Annotated in this window: 15 protein-coding genes; 4 read left to right on the top strand and 11 right to left on the bottom strand. The window is 71.7% G+C overall.

All coding sequences use genetic code 11. The features are described from left to right. The first annotated feature begins 883 nt into the window (after nucleotides 1-883). On the top strand, nucleotides 884-1,882 hold the full coding sequence (gene trpS / locus ACZ7LS_RS16585; protein WP_382530965.1) for a tryptophan--tRNA ligase: 999 nt from the start codon (nucleotides 884-886) through the stop codon (nucleotides 1,880-1,882). 126 nt (nucleotides 1,883-2,008) lie between these two features. Here trpS and proC read toward each other — a convergent pair whose 3' ends face one another. After that, nucleotides 2,009-2,818: a pyrroline-5-carboxylate reductase gene (proC, locus tag ACZ7LS_RS16580; RefSeq protein ID WP_382530955.1), complete on the bottom strand. Its 810-nt coding sequence runs from the start codon at nucleotides 2,816-2,818 to the stop codon at nucleotides 2,009-2,011. A gap of 44 nt (nucleotides 2,819-2,862) precedes the next feature. Here proC and ACZ7LS_RS16575 point away from each other — a divergent pair, with 44 nt between their 5' ends. Next, the gene (locus ACZ7LS_RS16575; RefSeq protein WP_385137400.1) at nucleotides 2,863-2,991 is read left to right on the top strand and encodes a hypothetical protein; all 129 of its coding nucleotides are present in this window, start codon (nucleotides 2,863-2,865) and stop codon (nucleotides 2,989-2,991) included. Here the strand turns inward: ACZ7LS_RS16575 and ACZ7LS_RS16570 are convergent. From ACZ7LS_RS16570 to ACZ7LS_RS16550, 5 genes are all read right to left on the bottom strand, one after another. Then, complete coding sequence (locus ACZ7LS_RS16570; protein ID WP_382676406.1) at nucleotides 2,988-3,797, bottom strand: ABC transporter permease; 810 nt, start codon at nucleotides 3,795-3,797, stop codon at nucleotides 2,988-2,990. The genes ACZ7LS_RS16575 and ACZ7LS_RS16570 overlap by 4 nt on opposite strands. Further along, nucleotides 3,794-4,561, bottom strand: a complete 768-nt coding sequence (locus ACZ7LS_RS16565) for an ABC transporter ATP-binding protein (protein ID WP_382676403.1) — start codon at nucleotides 4,559-4,561, stop codon at nucleotides 3,794-3,796. Before ACZ7LS_RS16565 ends, ACZ7LS_RS16570 begins: the two co-directional genes overlap by 4 nt. 32 nt (nucleotides 4,562-4,593) lie before the next feature. Then, complete coding sequence (locus ACZ7LS_RS16560) at nucleotides 4,594-5,340, bottom strand: class I SAM-dependent methyltransferase (protein ID WP_385137398.1); 747 nt, start codon at nucleotides 5,338-5,340, stop codon at nucleotides 4,594-4,596. Between the two features lie 47 nt (nucleotides 5,341-5,387). Next, on the bottom strand, nucleotides 5,388-5,987 hold the full coding sequence (locus ACZ7LS_RS16555) for a hypothetical protein (protein ID WP_385137397.1): 600 nt from the start codon (nucleotides 5,985-5,987) through the stop codon (nucleotides 5,388-5,390). A gap of 103 nt (nucleotides 5,988-6,090) precedes the next feature. Further along, nucleotides 6,091-6,471 (bottom strand): hypothetical protein, encoded by a 381-nt coding sequence (locus ACZ7LS_RS16550; protein ID WP_382676395.1) that lies wholly within the window; start codon nucleotides 6,469-6,471, stop codon nucleotides 6,091-6,093. 125 nt (nucleotides 6,472-6,596) lie between these two features. Here ACZ7LS_RS16550 and ACZ7LS_RS16545 point away from each other — a divergent pair, with 125 nt between their 5' ends. Then, nucleotides 6,597-8,939 (top strand): serine/threonine-protein kinase, encoded by a 2,343-nt coding sequence (locus tag ACZ7LS_RS16545; protein WP_385137395.1) that lies wholly within the window; start codon nucleotides 6,597-6,599, stop codon nucleotides 8,937-8,939. A gap of 90 nt (nucleotides 8,940-9,029) precedes the next feature. Here the strand turns inward: ACZ7LS_RS16545 and ilvD are convergent, their stop codons facing one another. The 4 genes from ilvD to ACZ7LS_RS16525 all read right to left on the bottom strand — a co-directional run bounded on the left by ilvD (nucleotide 9,030) and on the right by ACZ7LS_RS16525 (nucleotide 13,524). Further along, nucleotides 9,030-10,880: a dihydroxy-acid dehydratase gene (gene ilvD / locus ACZ7LS_RS16540; RefSeq protein ID WP_382670404.1), complete on the bottom strand. Its 1,851-nt coding sequence runs from the start codon at nucleotides 10,878-10,880 to the stop codon at nucleotides 9,030-9,032. 136 nt (nucleotides 10,881-11,016) lie between these two features. Continuing rightward, a complete protein-coding gene (locus tag ACZ7LS_RS16535; RefSeq protein WP_382670407.1) occupies nucleotides 11,017-11,628 on the bottom strand; it encodes a TetR/AcrR family transcriptional regulator in 612 nt (203 codons plus the stop codon). Continuing rightward, the gene (locus tag ACZ7LS_RS16530) at nucleotides 11,625-12,569 is read right to left on the bottom strand and encodes a sugar phosphate isomerase/epimerase family protein (protein WP_385134958.1); all 945 of its coding nucleotides are present in this window, start codon (nucleotides 12,567-12,569) and stop codon (nucleotides 11,625-11,627) included. The genes ACZ7LS_RS16535 and ACZ7LS_RS16530 overlap by 4 nt, the downstream gene beginning before the upstream one ends. Nucleotides 12,570-12,591: 22 nt before the next feature. Beyond that, a complete protein-coding gene (locus ACZ7LS_RS16525) occupies nucleotides 12,592-13,524 on the bottom strand; it encodes a Ppx/GppA family phosphatase (protein ID WP_382874702.1) in 933 nt (310 codons plus the stop codon). A 40-nt stretch (nucleotides 13,525-13,564) separates the two neighbouring features. Here ACZ7LS_RS16525 and ACZ7LS_RS16520 point away from each other — a divergent pair, with 40 nt between their 5' ends. Further along, nucleotides 13,565-14,425: a DUF3109 family protein gene (locus ACZ7LS_RS16520; protein ID WP_382520748.1), complete on the top strand. Its 861-nt coding sequence runs from the start codon at nucleotides 13,565-13,567 to the stop codon at nucleotides 14,423-14,425. A 114-nt stretch (nucleotides 14,426-14,539) separates the two neighbouring features. Here ACZ7LS_RS16520 and ACZ7LS_RS16515 read toward each other — a convergent pair whose 3' ends face one another. After that, nucleotides 14,540-16,423 (bottom strand): hypothetical protein, encoded by a 1,884-nt coding sequence (locus ACZ7LS_RS16515; protein ID WP_385135002.1) that lies wholly within the window; start codon nucleotides 16,421-16,423, stop codon nucleotides 14,540-14,542. Nucleotides 16,424-16,522 lie beyond the last annotated feature (99 nt).

Raw genomic sequence — 16,522 nt, 5'->3', positions numbered from 1 at the left:
CATGTGTTAAGCACGCCGCCAGCGTTCGTCCTGAGCCAGGATCAAACTCTCCGTGAATGTATGCCGGTAATCCGGCTGACACCACGAGAGCGGAACCATCAGCCGGAATAAGACCGATGATTCACAGCGTCCTCGCTGTGTTTACTACAAAGGAACCTCAACCCACCGGTCATCCGGCAGGTCGGGGTATCAACATATCTGGCGTTGACTTTTGGCACGCTGTTGAGTTCTCAAGGAACGGACGCTTCCTTTGTACTCACCCTCTCGGGCTTTCCTCCGGGCTTTTCCCTTCGGTCTTGCGTTTCCGACTCTATCAGACTCTTTCCTGTCCGATTCCCCGTCGGAGCGGGGCCGCCTTCCAGTTTTCCGCTTTCGCGTTTCCCTTTCCAGCGATTCCGACTCTATCAGATCCTTTCGGGCCTGATTCCCAGTCAGAGTGGGCTGTCTTCCCGGCCGTTGGGCCGTTCCGACGAGTGAGACTTTAGCGGAATCTGCTGCTCCGACGCTAATCGGGGCCGCGTCCCTTCGAACGCGGATTCCTCATTCGCAAAAGCTCACGCAAAACAATGCGACATCTGTGGTCGCTCGCTTGTAGTGGGTCCTGCTGAATGACTGTCCGGGGACCGGCCTGGACCGGTGCTCACGTCGGACAGCCCGGAGAACATTACGGATCTGTGTTTGGCATGTCAACTTGAGGGGTCGGCCGCTACTCTGGGGGCCATGACCACGCACACGTGCAACCTTCTGTGGTGGGCCGCCTGACGGCGGCCGCCCACACACGTGTGCACTCAACGGCCGCCGCCCCGGCGGCCGTTCGCGTTTCTCCCCCCGGAGTCGCCGGCCGCTGAGGGCGGCGGCTCCGATCCGGAGGGTGAAGAGAGAGATGACGCGGATCTTCAGCGGGGTCAAGCCGACGGGGCATCTGACACTCGGCAACTACCTCGGGGCCGTACGCAGGTGGGTCGAGGTCGATCAGCACCGGGCCGACGCACTGTTCAGCGTGGTGGATCTGCACGCTCTGACCGTCGAACACGATCCCGCCCGCGTGCGCAGACTCAGCCGGCAGGCCGCCACGCTCCTGCTGGCGGCCGGGCTGGATCCCGCTCTGTGCACCGTCTTCGTACAGAGTCATGTGGACGAGCACGCGCGGCTGTCGTATCTGCTGGAGTGCACGGCCACCGACGGTGAGCTGCGGCGCATGATCCAGTACAAGGAGAAGAGCGCTCGGGCGCTGGCGTCCGGGGAGAGTGTGCGGTTCTCGTTGCTGTCGTATCCCGTGCTGATGGCCGCGGACATCCTGGCCTACCGCACGGATGAGGTGCCGGTCGGTGATGACCAGACGCAGCACGTGGAGCTGACCCGGGATCTCGCCGTGCGGTTCAACCAGCGGTACGGGCATACGTTCGCCGTGCCGAAGGCCACCCGGCCGCCGGTGGCCGCGCGGGTCATGGATCTCCAGGATCCGACGTCGAAGATGGGCAAGTCGCACGAGTCCGGCGCGGGGATCGTCTATCTCCTGGACGACGCGGATGTGGCGCGGAAGAAGATCATGCGGGCCGTCACCGACAGCGGGCGGGAGGTCGAGTACGACCCGGAGGCCAAACCGGGCGTGGCCAATCTGCTGGAGATCCTCGCGGCCTGCGGCACCGGCAGCCCCGACGAGCTGGCCGGTGCGTACGACTCGTACGGCGCGCTCAAGAAGGACACGGCGGAAGCGGTGGTCGAGATGCTGCGGCCGCTGCGGGAGCGGCACGCGGCGCTGGCCGCGGATCCCGGTTATGTCGACTTGGTACTGAAGGAGGGAGCGGAGCGGGCCAGGGGAATGGCCCGTCCGGTGGTGGACGCGGCCTATCGGGCCATCGGTCTGCTGCCCGCCGGCTGAGCCGGGATCGCCCGCCGATCCGGGACCGTCGGCCGAGCCGGAACCGTTCGCTGAGCCCGGACCGTCGGCTCAGCCGGGGTCTTCCGCCGGGCCGTGGTCCGGCGGGCAGCCGCGTCCGTCCGGGTGTCAGCCGTTACCGGTGGCCAGGGCGCGGCTGCGGTCGCGGGCGGCCTCGATCGCGGCGATCAGGGCCGCCCGTACACCGTGGTTCTCCAGCTCCCGGATGGCGCTGATGGTGGTGCCGGCCGGGGAGGTCACGGCCTCCCGGAGCTTCACGGGGTGTTCGCCGCTGTCACGGAGCATGACGGCGGCGCCGATGGCGGCCTGCACGATCAGTTCATGGGCCTGGGCGCGGGGCACGCCGAGGAGGATGCCGGCGTCGGTCATCGCCTCGACCAGGAAGTAGAAGTACGCCGGGCCCGAGCCGGAGAGGGCGGTGGCCGCGTCCTGCTGGGACTCGGGGACGCGGAGGGTCTTGCCGACGCCGCCGAAGATCTCCTCGGCGTGGGCGAGATGGACGGCGAGGGCATGGCTGCCGGCCGAGATGACGGACATGCCCTCGTCCACCAGCACGGGGGTGTTGGGCATGACGCGTACGACCGGGGTGCCGGAGGCCAGGCGTTCTTCGATGAAGGCGGTGGTGATTCCGGCGGCGGCGCTGATGATCAGGCGGTCGGCGGTGACATGGGGGGCGAGTTCGTCGAGCAGCTTGCCCATGTCCTGCGGTTTGACGGCGAGGATGAGGATGTCCGCGCGCTTGGCGGCGTCCGCGTTGGTGACGGTCTCGACGCCGTACCGGTCACGGAGTTCCTCGGCCCGGTCGGCACGGCGGGTGGTGACCAGCAGGTCGGCGGCCCGCCAGCCGGCCCGGATCATGCCGCTGAGCAGGGCCTCGCCGATCTTTCCGGTACCGAGGACTGCGACTGTCTGGGGCATTGCGGGGTCACCTCGCCGGTGGGATGTGTGCTGTTTTTCCTTGCGTGCTGTCCTTCCCGACCATCCTCGCACCGGGGCCGGGCCGCGCGCGGGAGGTGTCCGAGGAGCGGTACGGACGGGGGAACCCGTACGTACGGAGCGAGCTGTACGTCCGGGGGAAGCGGTACGTCTAGGCCGTCCGGCGGCGGAGGGTCGCCGCGCCCAGGGCGAGTACGAGCGCCGCGCAGCCCGCGACGATCACGGCGTCCCTGACGAAGTCGCCGGTGACGTCCGTATGGCGCAGGACCTCGTTCATACCGTCGACGGCGTAGGACATCGGCAGGACGTTGGAGATCGCCTCCAGGACGGGCTGCATGGTCGGGCGCGGGGCGAAGAGGCCGCAGAGGAGGAGTTGCGGAAAGATCACCGCGGGCATGAACTGCACCGCCTGGAACTCGGACGCGGCGAACGCGGAGACGAAGAGGCCGAGTGCCGTGCCGAGCAGGGCGTCGAGGAGCGCGACCAGGAGGAGCAGCCAGGCGGATCCCACCACTTCCAGGCCGAGGGCCCAGACCGCGAGGCCGGTGGCGAGGACGGACTGGACGAGGGCGAGCAGGCCGAAGGCCAGGGCGTACCCGGCGATCAGGTCGGCCTTGCCGAGGGGCATGGCGAGCAGGCGTTCCAGGGTGCCCGAGGTGCGTTCGCGCAGGGTGGCGATCGAGGTCACCAGGAACATGGTGATCAGCGGGAAGATGCCGAGCAGTGAGGCGCCGATGGCGTCGAAGGTGCGGGGGCTGCCGTCGAAGACGTAGCGGAGCAGGAAGAGCATCACGCACGGGACGAGGATCATCAGCGCGATCGAGCGCGGGTCGTGGCGCAGCTGGCGCAGCACTCGGGCGGCGGTGGCGAGGGTGCGGGCGGCGGAGATCGGGGCCGGGGCGGTGCGGGGGGTCGCTGTCGTGCCGGGGGCCGTCGTCGTACCGGGGGTCGCGGTGCTCATCGGGCGCTCTCCTGGAGTGCGTTGGCCTCGTCGACCAGGTGGAGGAAGGCCGCTTCGACGGTCTCCGTGCGGGTACGGGCGCGCAGGGCGTCGGGGGTGTCGTCGGCGAGGATCTCGCCGTCGCGCATGAGGAGGAGGCGGTGGCAGCGTTCGGCCTCGTCCATCACATGGGAGGAGACGAGGATCGTCGCGGCGCGTTCCGCGGCGATGCGGTGGAAGAGTTCCCACAGGTCGCGGCGGAGTACGGGGTCGAGGCCGACGGTCGGTTCGTCGAGGACGAGCAGTTCGGGCGTGCCGAGCAGGGCGACGGCGAGGGAGACCCGGCTGCGCTGGCCGCCGGAGAGCCTGCCGGCGAGTGAGTCGGCGTGGGAGGCGAGGTCGACGTCGCCGATGGCCCGGGTGACCGCTTCGCGGCGGGCGGCGCGGCGGGCCCGTCCCGGGTCGAGCACGGCGGCGAAGTAGTCGAGATTCTGACGCACCGTCAGATCGTCGTAGACGGACGGGGCCTGGGTGACATAGCCGATCCTCGCGCGCAGCGCGCCGTCGCCCGCGGGCAGGCCGAGGACCTCCAGGGCGCCGGTGACCTTGGCCTGGGTGCCGACGACGGCGCGCATCAGGGTCGACTTGCCGCAGCCGGACGGGCCGAGCAGGCCGGTGATCCGGCCCGGCGCCACGGCGAAGTCGAGGCCGCGCAGGACGGTGCGGTCGCCCCGTCGGACGGTGAGACCGCGGGCGCGGATGGCGCCCTCAGTAAAATTCATCATGCGATGAATAATGGGTGCGGCCGCTGCGCCCGTCAAGCGCGGACGATGACCGTCAGTTCGACGGCATATGCCTCCTCGACGGTCCCGTCCGGGAAGAGGGCGAGCAGTTCCGCCCGCTCGTCCGCGAAGAAGTCGGCTGCGGCCTGTTCACCGCGCGTACGGAAGACGGAATGGCTGCCGAGATTGGCGAGGTGGGTGTCGAGGGTGACGCGGCGGGTCCACGGGACGCGCCGCTCCACCCGGTCCATCGCGGCCGGCAGATTCCCCGCCCGGCCGCTGGAGCTGTGGGCGCCGTGGTGTACGTCGCCGGCCCAGCGGCGGACCCGTTCGTCCTGCGCCGCGATCCAGGGCACATCGCCGTCCGAGATGTTCCACCAGAGGGCGAGCGCGCCGCCGGGCCGCAGGACCCGCAGGGCCTCGGGCACGGAGCGGGCCGGGTCGGTCCAGTGCCAGGACTGGGCGTACGTGATGAGGTCGGCGCTGCCGTCCGCCAGGGGCAGGGCGTCACCGAGACCCCGGACGAGCGGAATGCCGGGGGCGGCGCGGCGCAGCCTGGCCGCCATCAGCGGTCCGGGCTCGACGGCGGTGACGAGGGAGCCGCGTGCGCGCAGCAGGCGGGTGGCGATACCGGTGCCGGCGCCCACGTCGACGACGCGGGAGCCCCTGAGCGGGCGGCCGGTGAGTTCCTCGACGGCGTCGAGGAGGGCGGGCGGATAGCCGGGGCGGGCCTCGTCGTACTGGTCGGCCACGGCGTCGAAGGAGAGAGCGCGTTCGGTCATGCGCCCATCCTGGCGCGGCGGCGGGGCGCGACCTGAGTCGTGGGTGTCTACCCGCGCTTGGGCTTCCCGCCCTTGCCTCCGGCGCGGGCGGCGGGGTTTCCGGCGCGGGCGGCGGGGTTTCCGGCGCGGGCGCCGCGGCGGCGCTCGTACTGGGCGACGGCCGTCTCGTACTCCCCGCGGCGCAGCCCCTCGCCCGGGGCCTCGGCGAGAGACCGCAGGAAGTACGCGAGCAGCGCGCCGATGAAGCCGATCGTCTTGACGCTGCGCAGGGATTCCTCGCGGGCCGGGCCGGCCGGGCGGCGCTGGAAACCGTCCCAGGTCCTGCGGAACGCGATGGCGCCGCACACCGAGAAGACCGCGATGACGAGCACCCCGACGAACGCGCCCACGTCCGCGATCTCCAGTCCCTCGTACGCGAAGCGCAGCACGAAGCAGGCGGCGACGGTGGTGACGAGGGAGCCCGCGGCGACCACGACGCGGCGCAGTGCGTAGCCGCCGTCGTGGCCGACCCAGGTCGTACCGAAGAAGCGGATGGCCTCGGGCTCGGGTCCGCCGTCGCCGCGGGGCGCGCGCGACCGGGACCGCTCGGACCGCTCGGACCGCTCAGGCTGGTCGGGGTGGACGGGAGGTACGGGGTGCTCGCTCACGCGGCGATTATCCCCGGCACGCGTCGCGGCGCCCGGTCAGCCCGGCCACCCCCAGCAGCCCTCATCACCCCCATCAGCATCAGCCCCATCAGCATCAGCCCGATCAGGCGCAGCGCTCCGCGACATAGCCGCTGCTGCCCGTGTAGACATACGCGTCCGAGACGAACTGTCCGTTGGCGATGTTGTCCCAGAGGTTCGTCGTCCCGTACGGGCCGGTGACCCACTCCCCCGGCTTCTGGCAGTTGATCGGGACGCTCGCGCCGTACGGGAGCACCTTGACGAGCTGGTAGTTCGTGCCGGGGCCGCTGCGCACGTTCACGCGGTAGTCCGGGTGGACCGCGTACCGCTTGGCCGCCAGCGTTTCCACGGGCCCGGCCATGGCGACCGCGCTCTCGGCGAGCGTCCCCGCCGGTGCCTCCCCGGCACCCTCCACGACATCCCCCACGGCATTCCCCACGCCGCTCTCAACCTCTTCGACTGACATTCGGTCCTCCCCCACTGAAGGTGCGTACTCTGCGCCGCGCAGGCTAGCAACCCATGGCTGGATAGCACGCATCATCGACTAGGCTCCGTGCGTCGCGCTTGCGCACGAATACACGGGGGTGGGCGATGCCACCACTGCGCAACACCGGGTCGGCCCCGGAAGCGGAGCGTCCGGAATACGCCGGTCGCTACCTGCTCGAATCAGCCCTGGGAGCAGGCGGGATGGGTGTGGTGCATCTGGCCACCTCCGCTTCCGGACTGCGTCTCGCCGTCAAAGTCATCCATACCAACCATGCGTCGGATCCCGAGTTCAGGGCCCGGTTCCGGCAAGAGGTCGCCGCCGCCCGCCGGGTGAGCGGCGCCTTCACCGCGCCCGTCGTGGACGCCGACCCGGAGGCCGGACGGCCCTGGATGGCCACCCTGTTCATCGATGGCCCGACCCTCTCCGAGCGGGTGAAGCGGAACGGCCCGCTGGACGCCGAGGAACTGACCAGGCTCGCCGCGGGACTGGCCGAGGGGCTGCGGGACATCCACCGGGCCGGTGTGGTGCACCGCGATCTCAAGCCGAGCAATGTCCTGTTGGCGCCGGACGGCCCCAAAGTCATCGACTTCGGTATCTCCCGCCCGGCGGACAGTGATCTGCGGACCGAGACGGGCAAGCTGATCGGCACACCACCGTTCATGGCGCCTGAGCAGTTCCAGCGGCCGCGTGAAGTCGGCCCCGCCGCCGATGTGTTCGCCATGGGCGCGGTGCTGGTCCACGCGGCGACCGGGCGCGGGCCGTTCGACTCCGACAGCCCGTACATCGTCGCGTACCAAGTCGTGCACAACGAGCCGGACTTGGCGGGGGTCCCGGAGTCGCTGCTGCCGCTGATCACCCGGTGTCTGGCCAAGGAGCCCGCCGACCGGCCGACGCCGGACGAGATGATGGCCGCGCTGCGCCCCTCGTCGGCCCCCGGTGCGGGCGCGCTCCACCGCGCGCGGCGGTCGTCGCCGGGGGCGAGTCCGCTCGTACCGGCGCAGCGCGGTCCCGCCCCCGCCGAGAACGCGGATCCGGATCCCGCCACCCATGCCCGCCCCGCCCGGTCCCGGACGCGGCAGCTCCGGATCAGGCCCTTGGACGGCGCGGACAGCACGGAGAACAACGAGAGCCCGGAAAGCACGGAGGGCGCGAACGAGTCGGAGAGCGCGGGGAGTACGAACAGCGCGGGGGGTACGAGCCGTGCGCGGACCGTCCGGTGGGCGGCGATCGGTGTCGTGCTGGCCGCCGTCGCGGCGGCCGGTTTCGTCGGTGTCCGCACCGCGCTGGAGGACGACACCGCCGCCCCCGCACGGCCGGCCGCGGTCAGACCCGGCGGCACGTTCCAGCCCTGGCACGTCGAACTGCCCGGCACCGGCGGCGGCGAGAGCCGCATACCCGTCTGCTCGGCGGCGGACGCGGCCGTCTACTGCACGGCTCCCGGCATCAAGGCGGCCCGGCTCGATCCCTCGGACGGCCGGCTCGACTGGTCCGTCAAGGGCGGCAAGGCGGGTGCGGAGGCCGATGTCGGCGCGGCGCCGGTTCTCTCGGGCGGGCTGCTGCAGGTGACCGGCTCCGGCGGGGCCCGGCTGGAGGCGCTCGATCCGGACTCCGGCGCCACGCGCTGGTCCGTCCCGATCTCCTCGTACGCGTCTGTCCGTCACGTCGGTGACACGGTGCTGCTCGTGGCCTACGACGGACGGGTACGGTCCCTCGACAGCGCGACCGGGGACGAGCGCTGGAGCCGACAGCGCGGTGGGACCGGCACGGTCTGGACGGCGGCGGGCGGTTCCGCCGCCGAGGGCGGTCCGCTGTTCGCCGCCACGCCGTCGTCCGACGGCCGGGCCACCGAGGTGAGTTCCGTCGATCCGGCCGACGGCGCCGTGCGCTGGACGAAGAGGCTGACGGGCAGCCTGACCCCGGCGGGCGCGTCGGGCGACGCGCTGTTCCTGCTCTCCGAGGACGCCGACGGCTATACGAACGAGGTCGTACGGCTCGACGCGTCGAGCCCTACCGTACGGCGCGTCCCGCTGCCCACGCCGGTCGACCAGGCGCAGGCCACCGTGGCGGGCGACACGGTGTACGTCATGGGGTACACCGGTTCGCTGCTCGCCGTCGACACCACCGGATCCGGCGCGGCCGGGTCGGCGGGCGGCAGCGGGAGCGGGAGCGCCGGTGTGCGCTGGCGGCTGGAGACATCGGTCACCCGGGCGTCACGGCCCACCGTCGCCGGTGACCGCGTCTATCTGAGCGCGGGCGACGGCCGGCTGCTCGCCGTGGACGCCGAACGCGGCGTCCTGCTCGGGCAGACGAAGCCGCGGATGGACGACGGGCCGCGCACGCTCGTGCCCACCCTGCCCGCGCCCGTCACCGGGCCCGGCGCGGTCTTCGCCACCGCGCCCGACGGGTCCGTCTTCGCGGTCGACAGCCGGCGGCCGGACCGCTGGTAGGCCCTGGCCCGCTCACGGAAAAGCCGTGCGCCCCGGATCCCGCCGGCGGGATCCGGGGCGCACGGCCCGGGTACATGCGTACGGAGGCGGTCAGCCCAGGCGCGTGACGTCCCGCACCGCGCCCTTGTCCGCGCTCGTCGCCATCGCCGCGTACGCGCGCAGCGCCACCGAGACCTTGCGCTCACGGGAAGCGGGGGCGTACACACCGTTCAGCGCCTCGCGGCGGCTCGCCAGTTCGTCGTCGGCGACGAGCAGCTCGATCGTACGGTTCGGGATGTCGATCCGGATCCGGTCGCCGTCGTGGACCAGCGCGATCGTGCCGCCCGAGGCCGCCTCGGGGGAGGCGTGGCCGATCGAGAGGCCCGACGTACCGCCGGAGAAGCGGCCGTCCGTGATCAGCGCGCAGGACTTGCCCAGACCACGGCCCTTCAGATACGAGGTCGGGTAGAGCATCTCCTGCATACCGGGGCCACCGCGCGGGCCCTCGTAGCGGATGACGATGACGTCGCCCTCGGCGATCTCCTTGCGGAGGATCTTCTCCACCGCGTCCTCCTGCGACTCGCAGACGACGGCGGGGCCCTCGAACGTCCAGATCGACTCGTCGACGCCGGCCGTCTTCACCACACAGCCGTCGACGGCGAGGTTGCCCTTCAGCACCGCCAGGCCGCCGTCCTTCGAGTACGCGTGCGCCATGTCCCGGACGCAGCCGCCCGCGGCGTCGGTGTCGAGCGTGTCCCAGCGCTCGGACTGGGAGAACGCCTCGGCGGAGCGGACGCAGCCGGGGGCCGCGTGCCACAGCTCGACCGCCTCGTCGGACGGCGAGCCGCCGCGGACGTCCCAGGTCTCCAGCCAGTCCTTGATGCTCGGCGAGTGGACGGTGTGCACGTCCTCGTTGAGCAGACCGCCGCGGTACAGCTCGCCCAGGATGGCGGGGATGCCGCCGGCCCGGTGGATGTCCTCCATGTAGTACGTGCCGCCGGGGGCCACATTGGGCGCGACCTTGGCCAGGCAGGGCACCCGGCGCGAGACCGCGTCGATGTCGGCGAGGTCGTAGTCGAGCTCGGCCTCCTGGGCGGCGGCGAGCAGATGGAGGATGGTGTTCGTGGAGCCGCCCATGGCGATGTCGAGGGCCATGGCGTTGTCGAAGGCCGCGCGGGTGGCGATGGCGCGCGGCAGGACCGTCTCGTCGCCCTGCTCGTAGTGGCGCTTGGTGATCTCGACGACCGTGCGGCCCGCGTTCTCGTACAGCGCCTTGCGCGCCGTGTGCGTGGCCAGCACCGAGCCGTTGCCGGGCAGCGAGAGGCCGATGGCCTCGGTCAGGCAGTTCATCGAGTTGGCGGTGAACATGCCGGAACAGGAACCGCAGGTCGGGCAGGCGTTCTCCTCGATACGGAGGATGTCCTCGTCCGAGACGTTCTCGTTGACCGCGTCCGAGATCGCGTTGATCAGGTCCAGCTTGCGGACCGTACCGTCCACCAGGGTCGCCTTGCCGGCCTCCATGGGGCCGCCGGAGACGAAGACCGTGGGGATGTTGAGGCGCATCGCGGCCATCAGCATGCCGGGGGTGATCTTGTCGCAGTTGGAGATGCAGATCAGCGCGTCCGCGCAGTGCGCCTCGACCATGTACTCGACGGAGTCGGCGATCAGATCGCGGGACGGCAGGGAGTAGAGCATTCCGCCGTGGCCCATCGCGATGCCGTCGTCGACGGCGATGGTGTTGAACTCGCGCGGCACCGCGCCCGCCGCCTTGATCGCCTCGGAGACGATCCGGCCGACCGGCGCGAGGTGGGTGTGGCCGGGCACGAACTCGGTGAAGGAGTTGGCCACCGCGACGATCGGCTTGCCGATGTCCTCGCTCGCTACGCCCGATGCGCGCATAAGAGCACGTGCGCCCGCCATATTGCGGCCGTGGGTGACAGTGCGGGACCTCAGCTCGGGCATCGTCGCTCGCTCCTTCAGCAGATCCTTCGGCAGAAATGACTTCTTCGAGCGTACGCCCCGGATCCAAGATCTGGACAGCGTGTCCGGGATGCGGAACGACTGTTCAGCTATCGGTCGGGGCTCGGCCCGGCAGGGATCAGGCTTCGGTCAGATAGCGCTGAATCGTGGGGGCCACCATCGTGATGATCTCCTCGGTGTCCACCGACGCCAGCGGTTCCGCCCGGATCACATAGCGGAGGAGGGCGATCCCGATCATGTGCGACGCGGCCAGCTCGGCACGGAACGTCGGATCCGGTACGTCGAGCTCCTCCGCGACCCGCTCCAGCAGCCGCCGCAGGACGAACGTACGCAGCACCTTCGCCGCGGCCTCGTGCGTCAGCGCGGAGCGGATGACCGCCAGCAGCGGGGCCCGGGTCACCGGGTTCTCCCAGACGCCGATGAAGAAGCGGGCGAGCCGCTCCCCGATGCCGTCGGGTCCCCCGGCCAGCAGCGCGGGCAGCATCAGGGCCGGTTCGAAGGAGACCTCGATGGCCGCCGCGAAGACCTCGTCCTTCGTACCGAAGTAGTGGTGGACGAGCGCCGGATCGACGCCCGCCGCCTTGGCGATGCCCCGGATGGAGGTCTTGTCGTAGCCGCGCTCGGCGAACTCCGCACGGGCCGCGTCGAGGATCTTCTGCCGGGCGCTGGGGCCGGTGCCGGCCTCCTGGCGGGCGGGGCGGCCGCGGCGGCGCGGAGCCGTGCCGTTCATGACGGGCGCATCCCCGGGGAGCCGGTACGGGGCGACCGCGCCGAGGACGGCCCCGGCCGCTTCGCCTTCGCCGAGGACGAGGACGGCGCGGACGCGGACGCGGGTGATGTCGACGAGGGCGATGCGGACGAGGGGGACGACGAGGCCAGATGCAGCCGGGCGAACGCCAGCGCCTCCGCCAGATCGGCCTCACGCTCCGCTGCCGACATCGCGCGCCGCGTGTTCACCTCGATCACGACATGCCCGTCGAATCCGCTGCCCGCCAGCCCCGTCAGCAGCTCGGCACACGGCTGCGTGCCCCGGCCCGGCACCAGATGCTCGTCCTTGGCCGACCCGTTGCCGTCCGCGAGATGGACATGCCCCAGCCGGTCGCCCATCCGGCCGATCATGGCCAGGGCGTCGGTGCGGGCGGTCGCGGTGTGCGAGAGATCGACGGTGAAATGCCGGTAGTCGTACTTGGTCACGTCCCAGTCGGGCGCGTAGGCGAGCATCTCCCGGTCGCGGTAGCGCCACGGGTACATGTTCTCGACGGCGAACCGTACGTCCGTCTCGTCCGCCATCCGCCATATTCCGGTGACGAAGTCACGCGCGTACTGCCGCTGCCAGCGGAACGGCGGATGCACGACCACGGTGGAGGCGCCGAGCTTCTCGGCCGCCGCCCGCGCCCGCTGGAGCTTCACCCACGGATCGGTGGACCACACCCTCTGCGTGATGAGCAGACAGGGCGCGTGGACGGCCAGTACGGGCACCCCGTGATAGTCGGAGAGTCGGCGCAGCGCCTCGATGTCCTGGCTGACGGGATCGGTCCAGACCATGACCTCGACGCCGTCGTATCCCAGGCGTGCGGCGATCTCGAAAGCCGTCGCCGTGGACTCCGGATAGACCGAAGCCGTCGAGAGCGCGACCTTCGCATCCGGGATGCGCACCACAGGTTCTGCCACGGAGACAGGGTACGGGCACCCTCTACGTGGTCGGGAGTTGGTCGAGCCGCCGCAGGATGATGCCCTCGCGCAGTGCCCAGGGGCAGATCTCCACCGACTCGACCCCGAACAGGTCCATCGCCCCCTCCGCCACCAGCGCTCCCGCCAGCAGCTGCGACGACCGGCCGTCTGAGACTCCGGGGAGCGCTGCGCGCTGGAGAGCGCTCATCACGGACAGCCTGGGCACCCACTCCTCCAGTGACGTACGACTCAGTTCGCGCTGCACGTACAGCCCGTCGGCGGAGCGCGCGGCCCCGGCGATCCGGGCCAGCTGGCGGAAGGTCTTGGATGTCGCCACCACGTGGTCGGGGCTGCCGAACCGCGAGAACTCCCCGACCGTACGGGCGATCCGCGCCCGTACATGGCGGCGCAGCGCTTTCACGTCGACGGGGTCGGGCGGGTCGCCCGGCAGCCAGCCCGCGGTCAGCCGGCCCGCGCCCAGGGGCAGGGACACGGCGGTGTCGGGCTCCTCGTCGAGTCCGTACGCGATCTCCAGCGAGCCGCCGCCGATGTCCAGGACGAGCAGTCTCCCGGCCGACCAGCCGAACCACCGGCGGGCGGCGAGAAAGGTGAGCCGGGCCTCCTCCTCGCCCGTGAGGACCTCCAGATCGACGCCGGTCTCGCTCTTGACACGCCCGAGGACCTGTTCGGCGTTGCTGGCCTCGCGCACGGCGGAGGTGGCGAAGGGCAGGACGTCCTCGCAGCCCTTGTCCTCGGCGGCCTGGAGCGCGTCGGTGATCGTCGAGACGAGCCGGTCGACTCCGTCGGGACCGATCGCGCCGTCCTCGTCGAGGAGTTCCGCGAGCCGCAGCTCCGCCTTGTACGAATACGCGGGCAGCGGACGGGCGCCGCGGTGGGCGTCCACCGCGAGCAGATGAACCGTGTTCGAACCGACGTCGAGGACTCCGAGTCTCATGAACGGAACGCTACTGCGACCGCGCGCATACGCTGGACCTGTGCCAAAGACGAAAAAGGCGAAGCCGGGCAAAGCAAAGAGCCCGAAGAAGCAGCACCAGCAGGAGGAGGCCACGAGCACCGTCCGGGACGTCCCGGACGAGAAGGGGCTGGACTTTCCCCGTGCCTGGGCCGAATTCCCCGATCCCGCCGACGACGAGCAGGTCTTCCGCTGCGATCTGACCTGGCTCACCTCGCGGTGGAGCTGCGTCTTCGGCAGCGGCTGCCAGGGCATCCAGGCGGGCCGCGCCGACGACGGCTGCTGCACGCTGGGCGCGCACTTCTCCGACGAGGACGACGAGAAGCGCGTCGCCGGTCATGTGGGGCGCCTCACCCCGGACCTCTGGCAGTTCCACAAGGAGGGCACGACCACCGGCTGGACGCAGACCGACGACGACGGCGAGCGTCAGACGCGCCGCTGGGACGGCTCCTGCATCTTCCAGAACCGCCCCGGCTTCGCGGGCGGCGCCGGGTGCTCGCTGCACATCCTGGCGCTGCGCGAGGGCCGCGAGCCGCTGGAGACGAAGCCGGACGTCTGCTGGCAGCTGCCGGTACGGCGGACGTACGACTGGATCGAGCGGCCCGACGACACGCGCGTGCTTCAGGTGTCCATCGGTGAGTACGACCGGCGCGGCTGGGGGCCGGGCGGCCACGATCTGCACTGGTGGTGCACCTCGGCGACCTCGGCGCACGGCGCGGGCGAACCGGTGTACAAGACGTACCGGCCCGAGCTGACCGAGCTGATGGGCAAGGAGGGGTACGACCGGCTGGCCGAGCTGTGCGAGCAGCGCCTGGCGAGCGAGCTTCCGCTGGTGGCACCGCACCCGGCGGACCCGGCGCGGCAGCGTTCGGACAGGGCCTAGTTCCTGTCCGGCCGGTCTTCGGCCCGCGCAGATCGGCCGGACGGGTCCAGGGCGTGTCTTCAAAGTGGCGCCGTCCGTCCGAAGGCCGAGCAGGCGGGACTTCGAAGACACGCCTTAGGGCGTGACGCTCGGGTCCGGGGGCGGGTCGGTCGGCTGCGGATCGCCGGAGACGGGGGCTCCGGTACCGGGATCGGCCGGATCGGCCGGAGCGGCCGGACCGGTCGGACCGGTCGGATCCGAGGACCCCTGACCCGGGCCGGGGCCGGGGCCGGAGGGCTGGGACGGGCCGGGGCCGGTAGGCGTCGGCGCGCCGGGGCCCTGGCCGGGGCCTGGATCGGCGGGGTGTCCCGGATGTCCGGGGAGCGTGGAGTACGCGGGGTGACCCGGCCGGCCCGCGTGACCGGAGAACGGCGGTCTGGAGCCGTAGCCGTAGATCTTCACCACCGATCCCGCCGGATAGATCGCCACCCGCGCGCTCCACGGCCCTGACGGTTCGCGCCGGTGGTCCACGAAGACCTGGACCGTGAACGATTCGCCGGGCGCGAGCGTGCCGTAGTGGCGGCTCAGCCGGAGCCAGGGGGCCTTGGTCCCCGCCGTCCAGGAGACCGGCGCGCCGCCGGACGCCCTGAGCGTGATCATCGTCGTGTCGCCCTGGGGCCGCGCCTCGACCGAGAGCCTGCCGAGGGCCGGCTGCCCCGGGAGGGCCGGCGGTACGGGCAGACCGTCGCTGATGACCTCGACCGAGACGCCGGGCGCGGTGCCCTCCCCGCCGGGGCCGCGGCCGGGGCCCGAGCCGTCCTGGGCGGTGCCCGCGATCTCGTAGTACTTGCGCGGCTTCCCGTCCGCCCCGGCCGGGCCCTCGGTCGCGCCGGCGCTGACCGACGGGCCGTCGCGGCCGTCCCCCGTCTCCGGCGCGCCGCGGTACGCCGCCCAGAGCGCGAGCACGGGGGCGGCGACGACGGTCGCCACGACGGTGGTGGTCACGGCCCGCGCCCGCAGCCGGTCGCGGCGGGCGGCGCGGTCCTTGGGGTCCATGGGGAAGCCGTTGCGGCCGAAGCGCGGCGCCGCCGCCCGCGCCCGGGGTGCCCGGTCCATCGCCTCGTACGTGGCCTTCCTCGGCGCCACGATGAGCGGCAGCACGGCGGGCGGGGCGGACCGCGCGGCGGCTCCGTCCGAGACCGTCGGGTCCGAGACCGTCGGGTCCGCGGCCGTCGAGCCCGCGCGCTCCGGCCCCGTGAGGGAGGAGGGGCGCGACCCCGGCCAAGGGCCCGCCGCCTCGGCGCGCTCGGCGACGCGGCGGCAGCGCGGGCAGTCGTCGACGTGCCGGACCAGCTCGCGCCGGAGCGCGGCGGAGAGCAGCACCTGATGGTCGCCGGTGAGCCGGGCGACGGACGGGCAGCCGCCGGTGTCCACGACGACGAGCGCGGCGCGGGTGCGTTCCACCTCGCAGGCGGCGGAGGCGAGCAGCTCACGGGCCGCCGCGGGCTCCATGGACAGCACGGCGGCGACCTCCACCGGGCCCAGCTGGTGGCGTACGGCCAGTTCCAGGATCTCGCGCTGCTCGGGCGTCGTACCGGCGGCTTCCGGCCAGGCCAGCAGGGCGAGTTCACGCCGTCGGCGCTCGGCGGTCTCCGGCGGGAGCGTCTCCGCCGGGGCGGGCTCGGGCTCGCGCTGGGCCGAATGCGCCCCCAGCCGGCTGCGGCGCTGCTCGGTGAGCCTGCGCAGACAGGACCAGCGGGCGAGCGCGTACAGCCAGGCCTTGCGCTCCCCGGCGCCCGAGGGGCAACGGCTGTACTGCCGCTCGGAGATGGACAGCACCTCACCGAGCACCTCGGTCGCGACGTCGTGGTCGCACAGCACGGAGAGGCAGTAGGTGAACAGACCGTCGAGGTACGGCTCGTAACGTGCGGCCTGACGGTGCGGCACCGGATGGGGCGCACGACGGGGCGCGCGGTGTGCGCCGGTGGTGTGCGTGGAGGTGTCGGGGCTGCTGCTCATCACCCGGCGACGTTAGACAGAGGGACCCACAGCCTTCACACCTCTTGAGCACATTTAATCCTTACGGGTGAAGGTATCCCTCAAAAGGGGACAGGAATC

Source organism: Streptomyces sp. NPDC039430 (genome assembly GCF_055639435.1).
Note: the sequence above shows the minus strand (reverse complement) of the source record. Positions and strands in the feature narration are given on the sequence as shown.

Coding starts and splice junctions, on each gene's coding strand:
- ACZ7LS_RS16525 (WP_382874702.1), bottom strand. CDS start 13,524: ATGAGACTCGGAGTCCTCGACGTCGGTTCGAACACGGTTCATCTGCTC.
- ilvD (WP_382670404.1), bottom strand. CDS start 10,880: ATGCCCGAGCTGAGGTCCCGCACTGTCACCCACGGCCGCAATATGGCG.
- ACZ7LS_RS16570 (WP_382676406.1), bottom strand. CDS start 3,797: ATGAGCACCGCGACCCCCGGTACGACGACGGCCCCCGGCACGACAGCG.
- ACZ7LS_RS16515 (WP_385135002.1), bottom strand. CDS start 16,423: ATGAGCAGCAGCCCCGACACCTCCACGCACACCACCGGCGCACACCGC.
- ACZ7LS_RS16560 (WP_385137398.1), bottom strand. CDS start 5,340: ATGACCGAACGCGCTCTCTCCTTCGACGCCGTGGCCGACCAGTACGAC.
- ACZ7LS_RS16565 (WP_382676403.1), bottom strand. CDS start 4,561: ATGATGAATTTTACTGAGGGCGCCATCCGCGCCCGCGGTCTCACCGTC.
- ACZ7LS_RS16550 (WP_382676395.1), bottom strand. CDS start 6,471: ATGTCAGTCGAAGAGGTTGAGAGCGGCGTGGGGAATGCCGTGGGGGAT.
- ACZ7LS_RS16535 (WP_382670407.1), bottom strand. CDS start 11,628: ATGAACGGCACGGCTCCGCGCCGCCGCGGCCGCCCCGCCCGCCAGGAG.
- trpS (WP_382530965.1), top strand. CDS start 884: ATGACGCGGATCTTCAGCGGGGTCAAGCCGACGGGGCATCTGACACTC.
- ACZ7LS_RS16545 (WP_385137395.1), top strand. CDS start 6,597: ATGCCACCACTGCGCAACACCGGGTCGGCCCCGGAAGCGGAGCGTCCG.
- proC (WP_382530955.1), bottom strand. CDS start 2,818: ATGCCCCAGACAGTCGCAGTCCTCGGTACCGGAAAGATCGGCGAGGCC.